The following is a 16,226-nucleotide window of genomic DNA, read 5'->3' on the forward strand; positions in this document are numbered from 1 at the left end:
CCGGTCAGGACTTCGGCAGGGACTGCATGGCCTTGATGAAGCCGTCCGTGTCGGTCTTGCCGTCGAAGAACTCCTGGACGGCGGTGTGGATGGCCGTGGTCGCCGACGGCGGGTACGCCTGGTCCCAGGACAGCTGGAACGACGGCGCCTGCTGGACCAGCTTGAACTGGTACTTCAGATAGGCCGGGTTGGCCGCGGTGTCCAGGAACTTCGGGGTGTTGGTGGTGGTCGGCAGGTTGCCGATCGCCAGGTGCGCCTTGACGAACTCGTCGGAGTACTGGAGCTTGAGGAACTGCGCGACCGCGTCGGGGTACTTGGTCTTCTTCAGCACCGAGTAGAAGTTGTTGGTGTTGCCGACCACGTCGGCCGGGTCGCCCTTGCCGCCCTGCACGGTCGGGAAGGGGCCGTAGCCCAGGTCGCTCTTGGTGAAGTCGGGGTTGGCGTCCTGCTCGGTGGAGTACTCCCACGAGCCCATCAGCTCGAACGCGGCCTTCCCGGTGGCCAGCAGCGCCGGCGAGCCGCCGTCGGTGAACTTCACCGAGTCGTACGAACTGCCGAACGCGCCCGCGTCCACGAGCTGCTTGAGCATGCCCAGCGCCTTGCGGCTGTCCGCGCTCGCCCACACGCTCGTGTCGCCGCCGAGCGCCTTCTCGAACAGGCCCGGGCCGGCGATGCGGTCGTAGACGTACTCGAACCACATCTGGGTCGGCCACTGGTCGCCGCCGCCGAGCGCGATGGGCGTCTTGCCCTTGGCCTTGAGCGCCTTGACGTCGGCCAGCAGGTCGTCCCAGGTCTTCGGCTCGCTCAGCCCCGCGTCGGCCAGCACCTTCTTGTTGTTGAAGAGCAGCACCGGCTGGGTGCCGCGCATCGGTATCCCGTACGCCTTGCCGTCGACGACGGCGGTGTTGAACACCGACGGCAGGAAGTTGGACTTCAGCCCCGGGTCCTTGGCGATGAAGCTGTCCAGCGGCATCAGCAGCCCGGCCTTGACGAACGGCTCGATGCTGCCGGCGCCCCAGTTGTAGAAGATGTCCGGCGCCTGCTTGGTGGTGATGATCGTCTGGAGCTTCTGCTGGTAGTCCGCGCCGGGGATGGTGTCCAGCACCGCCTTGACCTTCGAGGTCTTGTTGAAGGTGGCGACGATCTGCTTCTCCACCTTGTTCGTGGCGTCGCCGTAGACCAGGACGTGGATGCGGCCCGCGCCGCCCGCCGAACTGCTGCCGCCGCAGGCCGCCAGGGACAGCCCGAGTGCGAGCACCACGCCACCGGCGGCGGCGCGAGAGAACCGAGCGCGCTTCATCATGGAGTGCCTTTCGAATGTTTCGACGGCGATGTCGAAAGTTATGCGCCGCCCAGAACGTATTGACCGCCGGGAAAGCTGGTCAACCCTCCGGTCTGCGGTTATCAAAGCGTTACGTAGCAGGGATCGGGTGTGGCGAAAGGTGCAGAGTGAGGTTTCGATCGTTTCGGAGCTGGGGGTCGATCGGGGCCCGAAAGTACGCGTCGGCTGATTACGGACATACCGCTGGGTACCCGAAGGACATGAGTGAAGGAAGCGAAGGAGACGACCGCAACGGACCCCACCGGGGGCGGCGAGGCGTGCACCTCACGCCCGACCTTCCCCCCGTCATCGAGGCACCGGAGCTGCGCGGCGCGGCGCACACCCGCCCGGAGGACAGCCCGGCAGGCCGCAAGGCCCCTCTCCCACCGCCCTACGGCGAACGCCGCCGCAGCGCGTAGACCGCCCCGCCGCCGGCGGCGGCAGCGCTCAACCGCCGCCCGCGGCGGTGTCCTCCCGCAGCGAGAACCACACCGTCTTCCCCTCGGCCTCCGGCCGTACGCCCCACGCGTCGGCCAGCAGGTCCAGCAGCACCAACCCGCGCCCTGAGGAGGCGAGTTCGCCCGGGGCGCGCTGGTGCGGCAGCTCGTCGCCGCGGTCGGTCACCTCGACGGTCAGGACGCGCCGGCCGCACTCCCCGGCGACCACCGCGACGAGCGCGGCGGACTGGTCGGTGTGCATCAGCACGTTGCCCGCCAGCTCCGAGGCGAGCAGCACCGCGGTGTCCACCTGGTCCGAGCGCGCCCAGTCGTGCAGCAGCGACTCCAGCTCCGCCCGCGCCTCGGACAGGTCCTCGCCGCGGCCCTGCTCGATGGCCAGCACCAGCCGCCGCTCGCTCAGGTCCGGCAGCCGCTCGCCGGCGTCCCGGCGCACCAGCAGCAGCGCGATGTCGTCCTCGTTGCGCGCGCGCACGTCCGCCCGGCGCAGGTCCGGCTCCGGGCGCGCGCGGTCGGCGGACTGCGCAGGACCGTTCACCGCCTCCACCAGCCGGTCGGCCATACGCTCCAGGTCGTCGCCGGGGCCCGGCGCCATCGCGTCGCGCACCCGCACCCACCCGCTGTACATGTCGTACCCGCCGGTCTCGATCAGGCCGTCGGTGCACAGCATCAGCACTTCCTGCTCGTGCAGCTGCATCAGCGTCACCGGGTAGTCCTCGCCGCCCGGCATCAGCCCCAGCGGCAGCCCGCCGGGGACGTGCTTGATCATGCAGGTGCCGTCCGGCAGCCGCATCACCGGGTGCGGATGCCCGGCGCGGGCGAGCTGGAGCAGCCCGGTCTCCGGGTCGGCCTCGATGTAGACGCAGGTCGCGAAGCGGTCCTCGTCCAGCTCGGTGAGGAAGCGCGAGGCCCGCGCGAGCACCGCGTCCGGGCCGTGCCCCTCGGAGGCGTAGGCGTGCACGGCGGTGCGCAGCTGCGTCATCAGGCTCGCCGCGTGCACGTCGTGGCCCTGTACGTCGCCGATGACCAGGGCGAGCCGGCCGCTGGGCAGGTCGATGCTGTCGAACCAGTCGCCGCCCACCATCAGGCCGCCGCCGGTCGGCACGTAGCGCGTCGCCACGCTCAGCCCCTTGATCGCCGCCCCGGCCCGGCCCATGCTGCTGCGCAGCCCGCGGGACAGCGCGATCTCCGCCTCCCCGACCCGGGTGCGCTCCAGCGCCTGCGCCACCAGCCGGGCCGTCACCGTCAGCAGGGTCCGCTCGTCCTCGGTGAAGGCCACCGGCGTGCGGAACGCCGCCAGCCACACCCCGTTCAGCCGCCCGCCGGCCGTCAGCGGCAGGAACGCCCACGACCGGCGCCCCTTGTGCGCGGTGAGCGGATAGGTCACCGGGAAGCGGCTGCGGTACTCCTCGGCGGTGGCCAGGAAGACCGGGCGGCCGGTGCGGACCACCTCGGTGGCCGGGTAGCCGGTCGACAGCGGCATCCGGAAGATCCGCTCGGGGCCGGCGGCGCGGAAGCCGTTCGTGGCGAGCTTGCTGAGGAAGCCGCCGTTGATGCCGAAGACGGCCTGGCCGTCGAGCGGGAAGTCCGGGGTGCGCAGCGCGTTGAGGGCCCTGAGCGCCTCGTCCAGGGACTGCGCGTCGGCGACGGTGTGGCCGGTGTCCACCAGGAGGGCGTCGCGGTGCCGGGGGCTGGCGGCGGCGCCGTCCGCGGCGGCGGCGGGGGCCTCGCCCGAGGGGGCCTGTGCCTCCGCCGCCTCCGCGGCTGCCTCCGGCGGCTCCGCGGTCTCCTCCGGGTCGGCGCCGGGCGGGTCCGGCGCCTCCCCGGGGTCCGCCGCGGGCCTGCCGTCCTCCGCCGCGTCCGGCGGATCGGGCGCCAGTTCCTCGCGGGCCGACGGGTCGGTGTGCAGCCGGTTGAGCGCGTCGATCTGCCGCAGCTCGGCGTCGTCCTCCCCGCGCCGAGCCGGATTGCCGCGTGCGCCGCCGCCCATCCGCGCCCTTTCCGTCGTCCCTGCCTGCTCGTGCCGGGCGCGCGCCGCCCGCCGACCGTGATCATACGTTTAGTGAGCTTTTGTCACGATCGTACGCTCACCTCGGCGGCTTCGGCCGGACCGCGTGGGGCGCGCTGCCCGCCGGGCGCGCTCCCGGGGCGCTTCAGCGCGCCGCTTTCCGGACCGGACGTGACCGGCGTTGACTGGGAGTAGTTGACCGGGAGTAGTTGTTCGGGAGTAGCCGGCCGGGAGCACCGGCCGCCGTCCGGGGAGAGCACCCATGACCGTCCCGCCGTCCGCGGCGCGCCCCGCGCCCGTCGTCTTCGCCGCCCCCTTCACCGACCGCACGGCCTGGGCCGTGGGCCGCTCCTCCGCCTATCCGCCCGACGGCCGCAACCCCGGCGACAACAAACTCGACCAGATCGGCCCCTCCTACGGCCCCACCGCCGCGGGCGTCTTCACCGCCCGCGCGGCCGGCGGCGGGCGGTGGCACACCGACCTGGTCTCCACCGAGTACGCGCCCGGCGGCTTCGAGCTGCGGCCCGGCGACGAAGTGTCGGCGACCTGCGTGGTCGACGACACCCAGGGCGCCTGGCCCGCGCTGTGGACATGGGGCCGCGACACCCCCGGCGGCCACCCGCAGCCCGGCCACGGCGAGGTCGACCTCTTCGAGTACCACGCCACCCACCCGCACCTGCTCGAACTGAGCAACCACGTCGGCGGCGCGGGCGACACCGTCGACGGCCTCGTCACCCCCGGCCGCCCCTTCCGGCTGGACGTCCTGCTCGGCGCCGACAGCGTCCGCTGGCAGGTCGACGGCCGGACCGTCTACGACGACGGGCGCGGCGTCGGCACCGGCTGGCGCGCCTGGCTGGTGGTGTGCATCAGCGTCTCCGCCGGGGCTTACGGCCACCCGGCCCCCGGACCGCACGTCCGCGAGATGAGCTGGCAGTGCACCGACCTGGAGGTCCGGCGCGGCACCGCCCAGGCGTGACCCCGGTGGGTGTCGGTGCCCGGCGGTAGCGTGGGCACGCCCGCGGACCGGCGGGATTCGTGAGTGCGGCACCTCCGGGAGGACGGACCGATGGCGAGCAGGGCACGCGGTGGCGGCGACGGCGGCGCCGACGAGGGCGAGCGGCGGCCGGACTCCGCGCCGTATCCGAAGGTCACACCGGAACAGGTGGCCGAACTCGCCCTCGACCTGCCGGAGACCGCCGAGGAGAACCCGTTCGGCCCGGGCGTCGACGTCTACAAGGTCGCCGGGCGGATCTTCGCCATCCTCAGCCCCGACACCGACCCGCCCTCGGTCTCCCTCAAGTGCGACCCCGCCCTCTCCCTGCACCTGCGGGACCGCTACCCGGCCGTCACCCCCGGCTACCACCTCAACAAGAAGCACTGGAACACCGTCGCGCTCGACGGCACCATCCCCCCGGACGAACTCGACGACCTCGTCGCGCACTCCTACTCCTGCGTCGTGGCCGGACTCCCCAAGGCCACCCGCGACCGCCTGCTCCTGCTGACCCCGCCCGTCGCCCCGCCCGCGCCCTGACGCGCCGCCGGCCGGTGGCGGACGCGGTGCGGCGGGGGTGCATCCGGGGGTGAACACGGGGGTGAATCAGGGGCATATGTCATAACCGGCGGCCGGGTTGTTCGTTCTGCGGGTGGATGCCGGTGAGGTCCGGCATCGACCGTCCAGCCGCGTTGGGAGCACACCCGTGACACCTCAGGCCGCCGACACGCGTCGGATCGACGAACCGCGGCGGACGGCCGGCCGCGGCAGCAGCGGCCACCGCGCGGGCGGGGTGGTGCTGCCGCGGCCGTACGATCCCCGCGGCCGCCCGGGCCGCCCCGCACTGCGCGCCGCGCTCGCCGCGGCCACGGAGGACGCCCTCATCTACGACCTGGACGGCATCGGCCGCCAGTACGCGTCCTTACGGGCCGAACTGCCCGGCGCCGCCGTCCGGTTCGCGATGAAGGCGTGCCCGGTGGACGAGGTGCTCGGCCACCTCGCCCGGCTCGGCTGCGGCTTCGACGCGGCCGGCCCGCGGGAGATCGCGCAGGCCCTGCGCACCGGGGTGCCGCCCGGGCTGGTCCACTACGGCAACACGATCAAGTCGGACCGCGACATCGCCGAGGCCCACCGGCTCGGCGTGCGCGACTTCGCGACCGACAGCCTGGAGGACGTCGCCGCGATCGCCGCACACGCCCCGGGCGCGCGGGTGTTCTGCCGGATCGCGACCACAGGCGCGGGCGCGCTGTGGGGCCTGAGCCACAAGTTCGGCTGCTCGCCCGAGGACGCCGTGCGGGTGCTCGGCGCCGCCCGGGCCGCCGGGCTGGTGCCCTCCGGCCTGTCGGTGCACGTCGGCTCGCAGCAGATGACGGCCGAGGCGTATGCCGGGGCGTTCGAGACGCTGGCCGCCGTGCTGGCGGCGCTCACCCGGCGCGGCATCGTCCCGGACCGGATCAACCTCGGCGGCGGGCTGCCCGCGCTCGGCGTCCTCGACCGGCGCGGCCGGCCGCTGGAACCGCCGCTGGACGCGATGTTCACGGTGATCCGCGAGGGCATGGAGCACTTGCGCACCCTGAGCCCGGCACCGCTGGACTTCCTGCTGGAGCCCGGCCGCCACCTGGTCGCCGACCACGGGGCGATCCGCGCCCACGTCGCCCGGCTCACCTCCCGCCACCGGCTCGACGGCACCCGTCAGGACTGGCTCTACCTCAGCTGCGGGAAGTTCAACGGCCTGTACGAGATGGACCAGTTGCGGTACCGGCTGGAGTTCCCGACCCACCCCGGCGGGCCGTTCGTCGACGCCGTGGTGGCCGGGCCGACCTGCGACAGCGACGACGCGTACGCCCAGGACGGCGGCCTGGTGCGGGTCCCGCGCGCGGTCGCCTCCGGCGAGCCGGTGTGGGTCCACTCCTGCGGCGCGTACGCCGCGGCGTACACCACGCGGGGGTTCAACGGTTTCGCGCCGCTGCCCTACACCTGCGTCGGCGGTCCGGGCCCAGGCGGTGGGCGCGGGTGACCGGCACCCGGGTCCGGCTGCTCCGGGAGGCGGACTGGGCCGAGGTGGTCGCGCTGGAGGAGCGCGCCTACGCGGCGAGCGGGATGTCCGAGGGCGAGGAGATCCTGCGCTCCCGGCAGCGCGCCTCGCCGGCGACCTGCTTCGTGCTGGAGCACGCGGGCGGCTTCGGCGGCTACCTGCTGGCGCTGCCCTACCCGCTCCTGCGCTGCCCGGACCTGAGCCGCGCCGAGGAGGGCCGGGCCGCACCCGGCAACCTGCACCTGCACGACCTGGTGATCGCCGAGCGGTCACGCGGCCGGGGCCTGGCCCGCCGGATGCAGCGGCAGCTGGCGCGGGCCGGGCGGGCCGGCGGCCACCGCACCCTCTCCCTGGTCGCCGTGCACGGCTCGCAGGGCCTGTGGCGCAGGCTGGGCTACCGCGCCCGCCCCGAGGCCGAACTGCCCGCGGGCTACGGCGCCGACGCGGTCTACATGGCGCAGCCGCTGGACGCGGCCGGGGAACCGGCCGCCGGTCAGTAGCGCCAGCGGGTGGCCTCGATGACGTCCTCGTCCGTGCGGGTGGCGAACAGCTCCGCCTCCGCCCGGCGTACGGCGAGCACCGCCTCGTACAGGTCGCCGCCGAGGGCGGTGCGCAGCAGCGCGGACTTCTCGTAGGCGTCGGCCGCCTCGGACAGGGACGTCGGGAGGCGGTCGGCGGTGCCGAGGGCGGCCGGGTCGCCGCGGACCTCGGGCGGCAGCGGCAGCCCGGCGTCGAGCCCGGCCAGGCCCGCGGACAGCACACCGCCGAGCACCAGGTAGGGGTTGGCGGCGGCGTCGAAGCACTTGAACTCGGCGTTGGCCTGCCCGGCGGTGGAGCCGGTGATCAGGCGCAGCGCCGCCTCGCGGTTCTCCAGGCCCCAGCAGCGGTAGGCCCCGGCGAAGCGGGAGGGCACCAGGCGCAGGTAGGACGCGGCGCTGGGCGCGCCGAGGGCGAGCAGGGCCGGCAGTTCGGCCAGCACGCCGGCGAGGAAGTGCTCGCCCTCCGGGTGCAGCCCGTGGCGGCCGGGCCCGCCGTGTGCGAGGTTGCGGTCCCGCCGCCAGAGGCTGAGGTGCACATGCCCGCCGTTGCCGAGCACGCCGTCGGAGAAGACCGGCGCGTAGGACACCCGCAGGCCGTGCCGGGCGGAGACGGCCCGGATGGTGTGGCGCACCAGCATCGCGGTGTCGGCCGCCTCGACCGGCCCCTCGGCGGCCAGCGAGACCTCGAACTGCCCGGCGGCGTACTCCGGGTGGAGCTGGAGCACGTCCAGGCCCTGGCGGGTGAGGGCGGTCAGCACCTCCCGCAGGTAGTCGGAGTGCTCGACGAAGCGGGTCATGCCGTATCCGGGCCCGGGCGCCGCGGGGGTTCCGGCGGCGTCGGCCACCACCCACTCGACCTCGATCCCGGCCTTGACCGACATCCTGCGCCCCTCGACGGCCTCGGCGGCCCGGCGGGCGAAGCCGCGCTGGCAGCCGGGGTGCGGGGCGCCGGCCTGGGTGTAGCGGTCGGCCGGGGCCCACGCCCAGCCGGGCTGGGCGGCGAGCGGGGTGAGCCGGTCGAGGTCGGGGACGAGCCGCAGGTCGCCGGTCGCGCCGCTGCTCGACGGCGTGGTGGTGAAGGAGTCGTCGACCAGACAGTAGTCGAAGCAGGGCGCGGCGCCGACACCGTACTCGGCGGCGTGTTCGAGCTGGGCGAGCGGGACGGACTTGACCCGGGTGAGCCCGGCGTTGTCGACCCAGCCGAACACCACCCCGTCGATGCCCTCGGCGGCGAGTCGTGGTGCGGCGGTCCGGGCCTGGGCGGCCCGTTCGGCCCGGGAGCGCGTGGTCGTCATGCCGCCCATGCTGCTGCGGGCGGCGGCCGGCCCGCCCGGGTTCGGAGGGGAGTTCACCCGTCCGGGCAGGAACGCGGCGGCGGGCTGACGCGATGTCATGCGTGCCGCATGCAGAGGCTTCCCCACTGGAAGCCCGCGCCGATCCCGGCCAGCACATAGGTGTCGCCCGGGCGCAGCGCGCCGGCGGCGGCGGTGGTGTGCAGCGCGGTGAACAGCCCGGCCGATCCGGTGTTGCCCAGCCGGTCCACGGTGACGGGGGCGCGCTCCGGGGGAACCTCCAGCGCCGCCATGGTCTCGGTGATGATGTTCAGATTGGCCTGGTGCAGGAAGAAGTGGCGGACGGCGCCGAGCGGCAGGCCGGCGCGCTCGACGGCCCGGGTGATGCTCTCGGGCAGGCGGGTGGTCGCGGTGTTCCAGACGGCGCGGCCGTCCATGGACAGGTGGTGGCCTCCCGCGGCGACGGTGGCGCTCCCGGCGGGCCGGCGGGAGCCGCCCGCGGGGATCTCGACGGCGTAGGACAGCTGCGAGCCGAGGCTGTAGGAGAGCAGGCCCGCGCCGGGGGTGCCGGCGCGGGTGAGGACGACGGCCGCGGCGGCGTCGCCGAAGAAGACGCCGGTGGTGCGGTCGGCGGGGTCGGTGATCCGGGAGGCGCAGTCGGCCGCGATGAGGAGCACCGTGGTGATGGACGGGTTCTGGAGCAGGTGGGCGGCGATCAGCATGGCCTGGATGCCGGAGGCGCAGGCGGCGTGGGTGACGTCCAGGGCCAGGGCGCGCTCCGCGCCGAGGGCGTCCTTGACGATCAGCGCGGTGGACACCAGCGGCTGGTCCCAGGTGTAGGTGGCGACGACGACCGCGTCCAGCCGGGCGGGCGAGGTGCCGGCGGCCTCCAGGGCCGGGCGGGCGGCGGCGACACACATGTCGGAGGTCGCCAGCCGCGGGTCCAGGCGGCGGCGTTCGCGGATGCCGGTGCGGCTGGTGATCCACGCGTCGCTGGTGTCCAGGGTGCGGGCGAGGTCGTGGTTGGTGACGACCGCCGGCGGCAGGTGCATCCCGGTCCCCGCGACGGCGAAGGGCACGGACAGGCCGGCGCCGGTCTGGTGGCAGGGGGTCAGGTCCGGGGCGACGGTCATACCGGCCTCCGTCCGGGTGCGGGCGGCACCTCTCGAAGGGCTCCCATGGTCCGTTCCTTTCGACAGCGGTTCGTGGCGGGTGCGGGCGGGCGGGGCGCGGCTGCGGCCCGGGGGCGGGGCGCGTCCGCGGGCAGGGGACGGCGGATCAGCCGCTCCCGGTCCCGGAGCGGGGGACGGCCCCCGGCGCCGGCGACGGCTGCCCGGGCGGGGGCGTCCGCAGGGACGGCACGGCGGCGAGCAGCTCCCGGGTGTAGGGGTGCCGCGGTGCGCGCAGGATCGTTCCGGTGGGGGCGCTCTCCACGATCCGGCCGTCGCGCATCACCGCCACGGCGTCGGAGACATGGCAGACCGCCGGCAGGTTGTGGCCGATGAACAGCACCGACAGGCCCAGCCGCCGCTGGAGTTCGCGGACGGTGTTCAGGACGGCCGCCTGCACCGACACGTCGAGCGCCGAGGTGATCTCGTCGGCGATCAGCAGCCCGGGCCCGGCGGCCAGCGCCCGGGCGAGGGCGACGCGCTGGCGCTGCCCGCCCGACAGCTGCCGCGGCAGGCGGCCGGCGAGGTGGTGGTCCAGGCCGACCAGGCCCAGCAGTCCGGCGACGCGCTCGGCGCGGGCGTCCCGGTCCAGCCGCCCGTGGACGGTGGCGGCCTCGGCCAGTGTCTGACGCACCGTCATCCGCGGGTCGAGCGCGGTGTCCGGGTCCTGGAGGACGATCTGGACCAGCCGGCCGAGCCGGCGCCGGTCGCGCACGGTACGGGTGCGTACCTCCCGGCCGTCGACCAGTACCCGGCCGCCGTGCACGGGCAGCAGGCCGACGATCGCGCGGGCCAGGCTGGACTTGCCGCAGCCGGACTCGCCCACCAGGCCGAGGGTGGTGCCGGACGGGATCTCCAGCGAGACACCGTCGACGGCGGCGGGGCGCACGCCCGGGCCGGGGTGGCGCACGGTGAGGCCGATCACCTGAAGGGCCGTCATGAGGCGGTCACCTGCCCGGGGATCGCCGCCACCGGCACCGGATGCCAGCAGGCCACCCGGTGGCCGGCATCGACGTCCGCCAGCGGGGGCTCCTGCTCGGCGCAGCGGGCCCGGCGGCGCGGGCAGCGCGGCTCGAACGGGCAGCCGGGCGCCGGCGCCAGCGGGTCGGGCGGCGCGCCCTCGATCACCGGCAGCGGCCGGCCGCGGTCGGCGGCGAGGTCCGGCACCGAGCCGACCAGGGCCCGGGTGTACGGGTGGCGGGTGCCGTCGGCGAGGCGGCCGGCCGGCAACTCCTCCACGACGGCGCCCGCGTACATCACCAGCACCCGGTCGCAAGCCCCGCCCACCAGCGCGATGTCGTGGCTGACGAACAGCACCGCGGTCGACGTCTCCCGCCGGATGCCGGTGAGCAGCCCGATGATCTGCCGCTGCACGGTGACGTCCAGCGCGGTGGTCGGCTCGTCGGCGATGATCAGCCCCGGCCGCGTCATCAGCGCGGCGGCGATCATCACGCGCTGCCGCTGGCCGCCGGAGAGTTGGTGCGGGCGGGAACGCATCAGCGCCGGGGGCAGCGCGACCCGGCGCAGCGCCTCCGCGGCCTGCGCGGCGGCCTGCGCCCGGCTCGCGCCGCGGTGCGCCCGGACGGCCTCGGTGAGCTGGGTGCCGATCCGCAGGGCCGGGTTGAGCGCCGAGGCCGGGTTCTGGAAGACCATCGCCAGGCCCGTCGCGAGGTGCCGGTCCCGCTCCTTGGGGGCCATGGCGGCCAGGTCCGCGCCGCGCAGGCGCAGGGTGCGGCGCGACACCCGGGCGCCGTACGGGAGCAGGTCGGCGACGGCGAGCGCGGTGAGCGACTTGCCCGCGCCCGACTCGCCGACGAGCCCGACGGCCTCGCCCGGCCGCACCGTGAGGCTCACCCCCCGCACCGGCCGGATCGGGCCGTGCGGGGTGGGCAGTTCGACGCTGAGGTCCTCGACCTGGAGGACCAGCCCGTCCTGCGCGGGGCCGCTCGGGGCGGGCGGCGGCGCGGGGACGCGCGGGGCCGGGCCGCGCCGGGCGGCGCTGCCGGCCAGGACCTCGCCGAGCAGCTGGAAGGCCAGGGCCGCGTAGAGCACGGCCAGGCCCGGGGCCAGCGCGGGCAGCGGGTCGGCGTAGATCCGGTCGAGGCCCTGGCTGAGCAGGAGTCCCCAGTCGTAGCCGGGTGGTTGGACGCCCAGGCCCAGGAAGCTCAGTCCGGACAGCGCCACCAGGCTGGTGCCCGCGGCCGTGGTGGCGCTCAGCAGCAGCGGCTCGGCGATGTGCGGCAGGACGTGCCGGCACAGCAGCCGCCCGCGGCGCAGCCCGAGCACCCGGGCCGCGGCCAGGTGGTCGGTGCCCGAAACGGCGGCGGCGAGGGTCTGGGCGAGCCGGGCGAACCCGGGGGCGCCCGCGGCCGCGAGGGCCAGCACCGCCCCGGTGCTGCCCGCGCCGAGGACCACCGCGAGGAACATCGCGACGAGCAGCGCCGGGAAGGCGAGCAGCAGGGTGACCAGCCCGGCGGTCAGCCGGCGGCCGCGCCGCCCGAGCACGGCGCTGCCCGCCCCGAGGAGGACCCCCGCGCCCGCGCCGAGCAGGACCGCCGCCAGCGCGAGCAGCAGGGAGGGCCGGGCGGCGGTCAGGACGCGGGCGAGCAGGTCCCGGCCGAGGCCGTCGGTGCCGAACGGGTGGTGCGCGGAGGGCCCTTGGAGTACGGCCGAGGGGTCCACCCGGTCCGCTGCCGCGCCCCACACCGGCGGGCCGATCAGGGCGAGCACCGCGAGCGAGGCGGTCATGGCCGCGGCACTCCAGGCCAGGGGCGAGCGCCGCAGGACGGCGGGAGGGCGCATGGTCACATCTCCCGGATCGCCGAGCGGGGGTCGACGGCGGCGAGCAGCACATCGACCAGCAGGCCGGTGAGCAGCAGGGTGGAGCCGAGCACCAGCACCATCGCCTGGATCACCGGGTAGTCCTTCGCCAGCACCGACTGGGCCAGCGCGGAGCCGATGCCGGGCCAGTCGAAGACCTTCTCGACCAGCACGGTGCCGGCGATCAGCGCGGGCAGCAGGCTGCCGGCGACGGTGAGGGCGGCGGTGGCCGTGTTCGGCGCCGCGTGCCGCAGGTAGCAGCGGGCGGGGGAGAGGCGTTTGCTGCGGGCGGTGCGCAGGTAGTCCTCGTCGAGGACCCTCAGCGCCTCCACCCGGACGATGCGCAGCAGCACGGCGGTGGGGGCGAGCGAGAGTGCGAGGACGGGCAGCACGAAGGACTCCGCGCCCGCCGCCCCGGCCACGGGCAGCAGCCGCAGCCCGACGGCCAGCAGCGCGGTCAGCCCGGCGGCCAGGACGAAGTCCGGCACGCCGGCCAGGGCGGCGGTGACCGCGGTGAACGCCAGCTCGGTCCGCGGCCGGCGCCCGTCGCGGGTGCGGACGGCGGCCAGCAGCCCGCCGGGCAGCGCGACGGCGAGGGTGGCCGCGAAGGCGAGGCCGGCGATCTCCAGGGTGGCCGGCAGCCGGGTCTCCACCAGTTCCGCGACCGGTGTGCCGGTGACCAGCGAGGTGCCGAGGTCGCCGTGCAGCAGGCCGTGGACGTAAGTCCCGTACTGGGACCAGAAAGGCGCGTCGAGCCCGAGGGCGTGCCGGCGGGCGGCCACCAGGTCCGGGGCGGCGTCGACGCCGAGCGAGGCGCGGACCGGATCGCCGGGGACGAGGCGGACCATCGCGAACGACGCGGTGAGCACGACCCCCAGGGACAGCAGCAGCCGCAGCGTGCGGCGGCCGAGGAACACCGCCCACGGGTGCCGCGTCAGCTGGGGTACGGACATGGCGGGTCCCCGGTCATGGGTGGCGGTCACGGGCGGCGGTCACCGGTGGAGGCGGATGCTGGTGGGGACGAGCTGGCCGCCGAACGAGGTGGCGAAGGTGGTGCGGTAGCCGTACACGCCGCTGCGGCCGTCGGCGATCGGCAGCGCGTCGGCGGCGCGGAAGAGCGCCGCCGCGGCCCGGTGCCAGGTCGCGCAGCCGCTCGTGTCGGCCTCCTTCAGGGCCTGCGCGACCAGGGCGTCGTACGCCGGATCGGCCACCCCCGCGAAGTCGAGGCCCCGCGCGGGGGCGGGGCCGGAGAAGAAGGGGACGTAGCCGACCGGCAGGGCGAGGCCCGGGGTGCTGCCGACGACCACGTCGAAGTCGGCGGTGCCGTACATCGCGTTGACCAGCGCGGGCAGGCTCTCGGTGACCTGCTCGACCCGCGCGCCCAGGGCCGTCCACTCCCGCGCCATCAGCTCGGCGACCGACGGCAGGGTGGGGCCGAGGTCGGGGCTGGTGATCAGGCGCAGCCGCAGCGGGCGGCCGTCCTTGGCCAGCGGGCCGCCGCCGGTGCGGGTCCAGCCGGCTGCCCGCAGCGCCGCGGCGGCGTCCCCCGAGGGGAGGTTGGCGTCGGCGAGGTCGGCGTGGCAGACGGCGCCCTCGGCACCGAAGTCGGTCGCGGGCCGGCCGGTGCCGCCGACGGCCACGTTGGCGAGCCCCTGGCGGTCGAGGGCGGCGACCAGGGCGCGGCGCACGGCGGGGTCGGCGAGGGCCCGGCCGGGCCGCTGGTTGAAGAAGGTCAGCCCGACCACGGTCGCCACGTCGGTGGCGGCCAGGCCGCGGCCGGTGAGCCGGGCGCGATCCGGCCCGCTCACGGCCGCGATCTCGATGCCGCCGGTCAGCAGCAGGTTCGCCGCGGTGGACGTCTGGGGCACCACCGACAGGACGAGGCGCGCGGGCAGGCCGGGGGCGTCGGTGCGCGCCCCGGCCGGCCCCCAGGTGTAGCCGTCGCGGACGGTGAACTCGTAGGGCCCGCCGGGGGTGTAGCGGGTCAGTACGTAGGGGCCGGTGCCCTCGGTGGTGCGGGCGAGCGCCCCGGGCCGGTCGAGTCCGGCGGGGCAGACGATCGGCAGCAGGCCGATGGTCCGGACGAGGAACGGGTAGGGGGCCGCGCTGGTGGCCGACACGGTGCCGGTGCGGTCGTCGGCGCGCGCGGTGAACGGTACGTTCGGCAGTACGGTCCGGGCGCCGGCGAGTTGGTGCGCCGGGTCGTCGGCGTAGGTCAGCGCCCGGGCCACCGCGGAGGCGGTCAGCGCGGTGCCGTCGGAGCAGGTGATGCCCGGGCGCAGGGTGAAGGCGGCCGTCGTGGACGTGGCGTGCCAGGAGGCGGCCAGCCCGGTCACCAGGCTGCCGTCGGGAGCGGTGTCGACGAGCGAGTCGTAGGCGTAGCGGGCCTGGGAGGCGCCGAAGGCGGAGTACGGGTCGAAGCTCGGTGTCTCGCTGGACTCCGCGATCCGGACGGTGCCGTGCTCCACCAGGGGGGTGGTCGTCGAGGAGGCGGGGCCGCGGCCGCAGCCGCCCAGCGATATGGACGCGGCGGTGAGGGCGGCCGCCAGGACGACCGCGGGGGTGCGTCGGGGCATGGCGTCATCGTGCCATCGGGGCTCGGTTGCGGCGGGGCAACCGGCGGGCGCGGCAACGGCGTTCGAATGTCCGGCAGGCCATGTGGCAGCAGGCCGGGGGGCGTTCGGGGCGGCCCGGGCGGGTGGCGGCGATTCACCTTTACGAGGGGCGGCGGGCGGTGCTGTGCCATTCCTGAGCGGGGCGCGATCGATTTCACCCTCGCCAACGGTTCATATGGAGATCATATGAACCGTTCATCGCTTTCTTTGGCGTTTCGGTACGCCGAGGTTCAGGTCACGCGGGAAGGGAATGAACACTCGCATGAGTGAACTCGGAGGTAGCCGTTTGGCCCAAGCGCGCACAGCTCCACTACGGTGATCACGGAATCGGACAGCGCGTTCCGGTGCCCGGGAATCCGACGTTTTCGGTGAATCCCGGATACCGAGCTGGAATGCTTCCTTCCGCCCGGCCGTGCGCCGCTTATCGGTGTTCGCCGTACCCGGGTTCCCTGTCATACGTATACGTGGAGAGGATGGAGCATCATGCCGCCCGTCGTACCGCCCTTCCTGGTAGGTCTCATCGTCGCACCGCTCGCCAAGCGCCTGCTCAGGCCCGTGGTCAGCGGAGTCGTCCGGACGTCCGTCGGCATCGCGATGGAGGTGAAGAAGGCGGCCTACGAGGTCGGGGAGAACCTCAACGACCTCGCGGCCGAGGTGACCGCCGACGTGGTGGCCGCCCAGATCACCGGCGCCGACGCCGGAGCGCGCTCCGGCGACGCCCGGACCGTCGCCGCGCGCGCCCCCATGGACGAGGCCGTCGGCCACGCCGAAAGCGCCGCGAAGACCCCGAAGCCCCGCGCCACCGCCGGAAAGGCGCACTGACGAACCGTCAGGACCTGCGGCCGCCGCCGGGCGCGCACCTGCCGATCGCATTCGGTGGAACGCCCCCGGGCGGCGGCCGTTCGCAAGGCCCTCGGCTGCTGAGACCCGCCGTCCAGCACTTTCCACTTCGTCGCCGTATTCCGTCGCGTGCGCGACGGT

14 protein-coding genes are annotated in these 16,226 nt (G+C 75.1%); 6 read left to right on the plus strand and 8 right to left on the minus strand.

Features of this window, described 5'->3' with window-relative positions:
* Positions 1-4 precede the first annotated feature (4 nt).
* Positions 5-1,303 carry an ABC transporter substrate-binding protein gene (locus tag AC3ERT_RS00835; protein WP_435137390.1) on the minus strand — a complete coding sequence of 433 codons (1,299 nt, stop codon included), beginning with the start codon at positions 1,301-1,303 and terminating at the stop codon, positions 5-7.
* A 239-nt stretch (positions 1,304-1,542) separates the two neighbouring features.
* On the opposite strand from AC3ERT_RS00835, the gene AC3ERT_RS00840 reads away from it, so the two are divergent.
* Positions 1,543-1,740 carry a hypothetical protein gene (locus tag AC3ERT_RS00840; protein WP_335980819.1) on the plus strand — a complete coding sequence of 66 codons (198 nt, stop codon included), beginning with the start codon at positions 1,543-1,545 and terminating at the stop codon, positions 1,738-1,740.
* A 28-nt stretch (positions 1,741-1,768) separates the two neighbouring features.
* Here AC3ERT_RS00840 and AC3ERT_RS00845 read toward each other — a convergent pair whose 3' ends face one another.
* The gene (locus AC3ERT_RS00845; RefSeq protein ID WP_435172169.1) at positions 1,769-3,766 is read right to left on the minus strand and encodes an ATP-binding SpoIIE family protein phosphatase; all 1,998 of its coding nucleotides are present in this window, start codon (positions 3,764-3,766) and stop codon (positions 1,769-1,771) included.
* 280 nt (positions 3,767-4,046) lie between these two features.
* Here AC3ERT_RS00845 and AC3ERT_RS00850 point away from each other — a divergent pair, with 280 nt between their 5' ends.
* The 4 genes from AC3ERT_RS00850 (at position 4,047) to AC3ERT_RS00865 (ending at position 7,310) form a co-directional block, all read left to right on the plus strand.
* Positions 4,047-4,760: a beta-glucanase gene (locus tag AC3ERT_RS00850; protein WP_435172171.1), complete on the plus strand. Its 714-nt coding sequence runs from the start codon at positions 4,047-4,049 to the stop codon at positions 4,758-4,760.
* A gap of 90 nt (positions 4,761-4,850) precedes the next feature.
* Positions 4,851-5,315, plus strand: coding sequence for an MmcQ/YjbR family DNA-binding protein (locus AC3ERT_RS00855; RefSeq protein WP_435137399.1), 465 nt, complete (start codon positions 4,851-4,853; stop codon positions 5,313-5,315).
* A gap of 259 nt (positions 5,316-5,574) precedes the next feature.
* Positions 5,575-6,792 carry a type III PLP-dependent enzyme domain-containing protein gene (locus AC3ERT_RS00860; RefSeq protein ID WP_435172331.1) on the plus strand — a complete coding sequence of 406 codons (1,218 nt, stop codon included), beginning with the start codon at positions 5,575-5,577 and terminating at the stop codon, positions 6,790-6,792.
* A complete protein-coding gene (locus AC3ERT_RS00865; protein ID WP_435137402.1) occupies positions 6,789-7,310 on the plus strand; it encodes a GNAT family N-acetyltransferase in 522 nt (173 codons plus the stop codon). Before AC3ERT_RS00860 ends, AC3ERT_RS00865 begins: the two co-directional genes overlap by 4 nt.
* Here AC3ERT_RS00865 and AC3ERT_RS00870 read toward each other — a convergent pair.
* From AC3ERT_RS00870 to AC3ERT_RS00895, 6 genes are all read right to left on the minus strand, one after another.
* Positions 7,304-8,644, minus strand: coding sequence for a type I glutamate--ammonia ligase (locus AC3ERT_RS00870; protein ID WP_335980814.1), 1,341 nt, complete (start codon positions 8,642-8,644; stop codon positions 7,304-7,306). The genes AC3ERT_RS00865 and AC3ERT_RS00870 overlap by 7 nt on opposite strands.
* 95 nt (positions 8,645-8,739) lie before the next feature.
* A complete protein-coding gene (locus AC3ERT_RS00875) occupies positions 8,740-9,774 on the minus strand; it encodes a 3-oxoacyl-ACP synthase III family protein (RefSeq protein ID WP_335980813.1) in 1,035 nt (344 codons plus the stop codon).
* 145 nt (positions 9,775-9,919) lie between these two features.
* Positions 9,920-10,750, minus strand: coding sequence for an ABC transporter ATP-binding protein (locus AC3ERT_RS00880; protein WP_435172173.1), 831 nt, complete (start codon positions 10,748-10,750; stop codon positions 9,920-9,922).
* The gene (locus tag AC3ERT_RS00885) at positions 10,747-12,612 is read right to left on the minus strand and encodes a dipeptide/oligopeptide/nickel ABC transporter permease/ATP-binding protein (RefSeq protein ID WP_435172175.1); all 1,866 of its coding nucleotides are present in this window, start codon (positions 12,610-12,612) and stop codon (positions 10,747-10,749) included. Before AC3ERT_RS00885 ends, AC3ERT_RS00880 begins: the two co-directional genes overlap by 4 nt.
* Positions 12,613-12,614: 2 nt before the next feature.
* Entirely contained in the window at positions 12,615-13,583 is a 969-nt protein-coding gene (locus AC3ERT_RS00890; RefSeq protein ID WP_435172176.1) for an ABC transporter permease, read from the minus strand.
* Between the two features lie 39 nt (positions 13,584-13,622).
* The gene (locus AC3ERT_RS00895) at positions 13,623-15,206 is read right to left on the minus strand and encodes an ABC transporter substrate-binding protein (protein ID WP_435172178.1); all 1,584 of its coding nucleotides are present in this window, start codon (positions 15,204-15,206) and stop codon (positions 13,623-13,625) included.
* A gap of 522 nt (positions 15,207-15,728) precedes the next feature.
* On the opposite strand from AC3ERT_RS00895, the gene AC3ERT_RS00900 reads away from it, so the two are divergent.
* Entirely contained in the window at positions 15,729-16,067 is a 339-nt protein-coding gene (locus AC3ERT_RS00900; protein ID WP_335980808.1) for a DUF5132 domain-containing protein, read from the plus strand.
* Positions 16,068-16,226: the final 159 nt, after the last annotated feature.

The sequence above is a fragment of the Actinacidiphila sp. bgisy145 genome (genome assembly GCF_057708125.1).

Coding starts and splice junctions, on each gene's coding strand:
- AC3ERT_RS00845 (WP_435172169.1), bottom strand. CDS start 3,766: ATGGGCGGCGGCGCACGCGGCAATCCGGCTCGGCGCGGGGAGGACGAC.
- AC3ERT_RS00855 (WP_435137399.1), top strand. CDS start 4,851: ATGGCGAGCAGGGCACGCGGTGGCGGCGACGGCGGCGCCGACGAGGGC.
- AC3ERT_RS00885 (WP_435172175.1), bottom strand. CDS start 12,612: ATGCGCCCTCCCGCCGTCCTGCGGCGCTCGCCCCTGGCCTGGAGTGCC.
- AC3ERT_RS00875 (WP_335980813.1), bottom strand. CDS start 9,774: ATGACCGTCGCCCCGGACCTGACCCCCTGCCACCAGACCGGCGCCGGC.
- AC3ERT_RS00890 (WP_435172176.1), bottom strand. CDS start 13,583: ATGTCCGTACCCCAGCTGACGCGGCACCCGTGGGCGGTGTTCCTCGGC.
- AC3ERT_RS00900 (WP_335980808.1), top strand. CDS start 15,729: ATGCCGCCCGTCGTACCGCCCTTCCTGGTAGGTCTCATCGTCGCACCG.
- AC3ERT_RS00835 (WP_435137390.1), bottom strand. CDS start 1,303: ATGATGAAGCGCGCTCGGTTCTCTCGCGCCGCCGCCGGTGGCGTGGTG.
- AC3ERT_RS00850 (WP_435172171.1), top strand. CDS start 4,047: ATGACCGTCCCGCCGTCCGCGGCGCGCCCCGCGCCCGTCGTCTTCGCC.
- AC3ERT_RS00870 (WP_335980814.1), bottom strand. CDS start 8,644: ATGACGACCACGCGCTCCCGGGCCGAACGGGCCGCCCAGGCCCGGACC.
- AC3ERT_RS00840 (WP_335980819.1), top strand. CDS start 1,543: ATGAGTGAAGGAAGCGAAGGAGACGACCGCAACGGACCCCACCGGGGG.
- AC3ERT_RS00895 (WP_435172178.1), bottom strand. CDS start 15,206: ATGCCCCGACGCACCCCCGCGGTCGTCCTGGCGGCCGCCCTCACCGCC.
- AC3ERT_RS00880 (WP_435172173.1), bottom strand. CDS start 10,750: ATGACGGCCCTTCAGGTGATCGGCCTCACCGTGCGCCACCCCGGCCCG.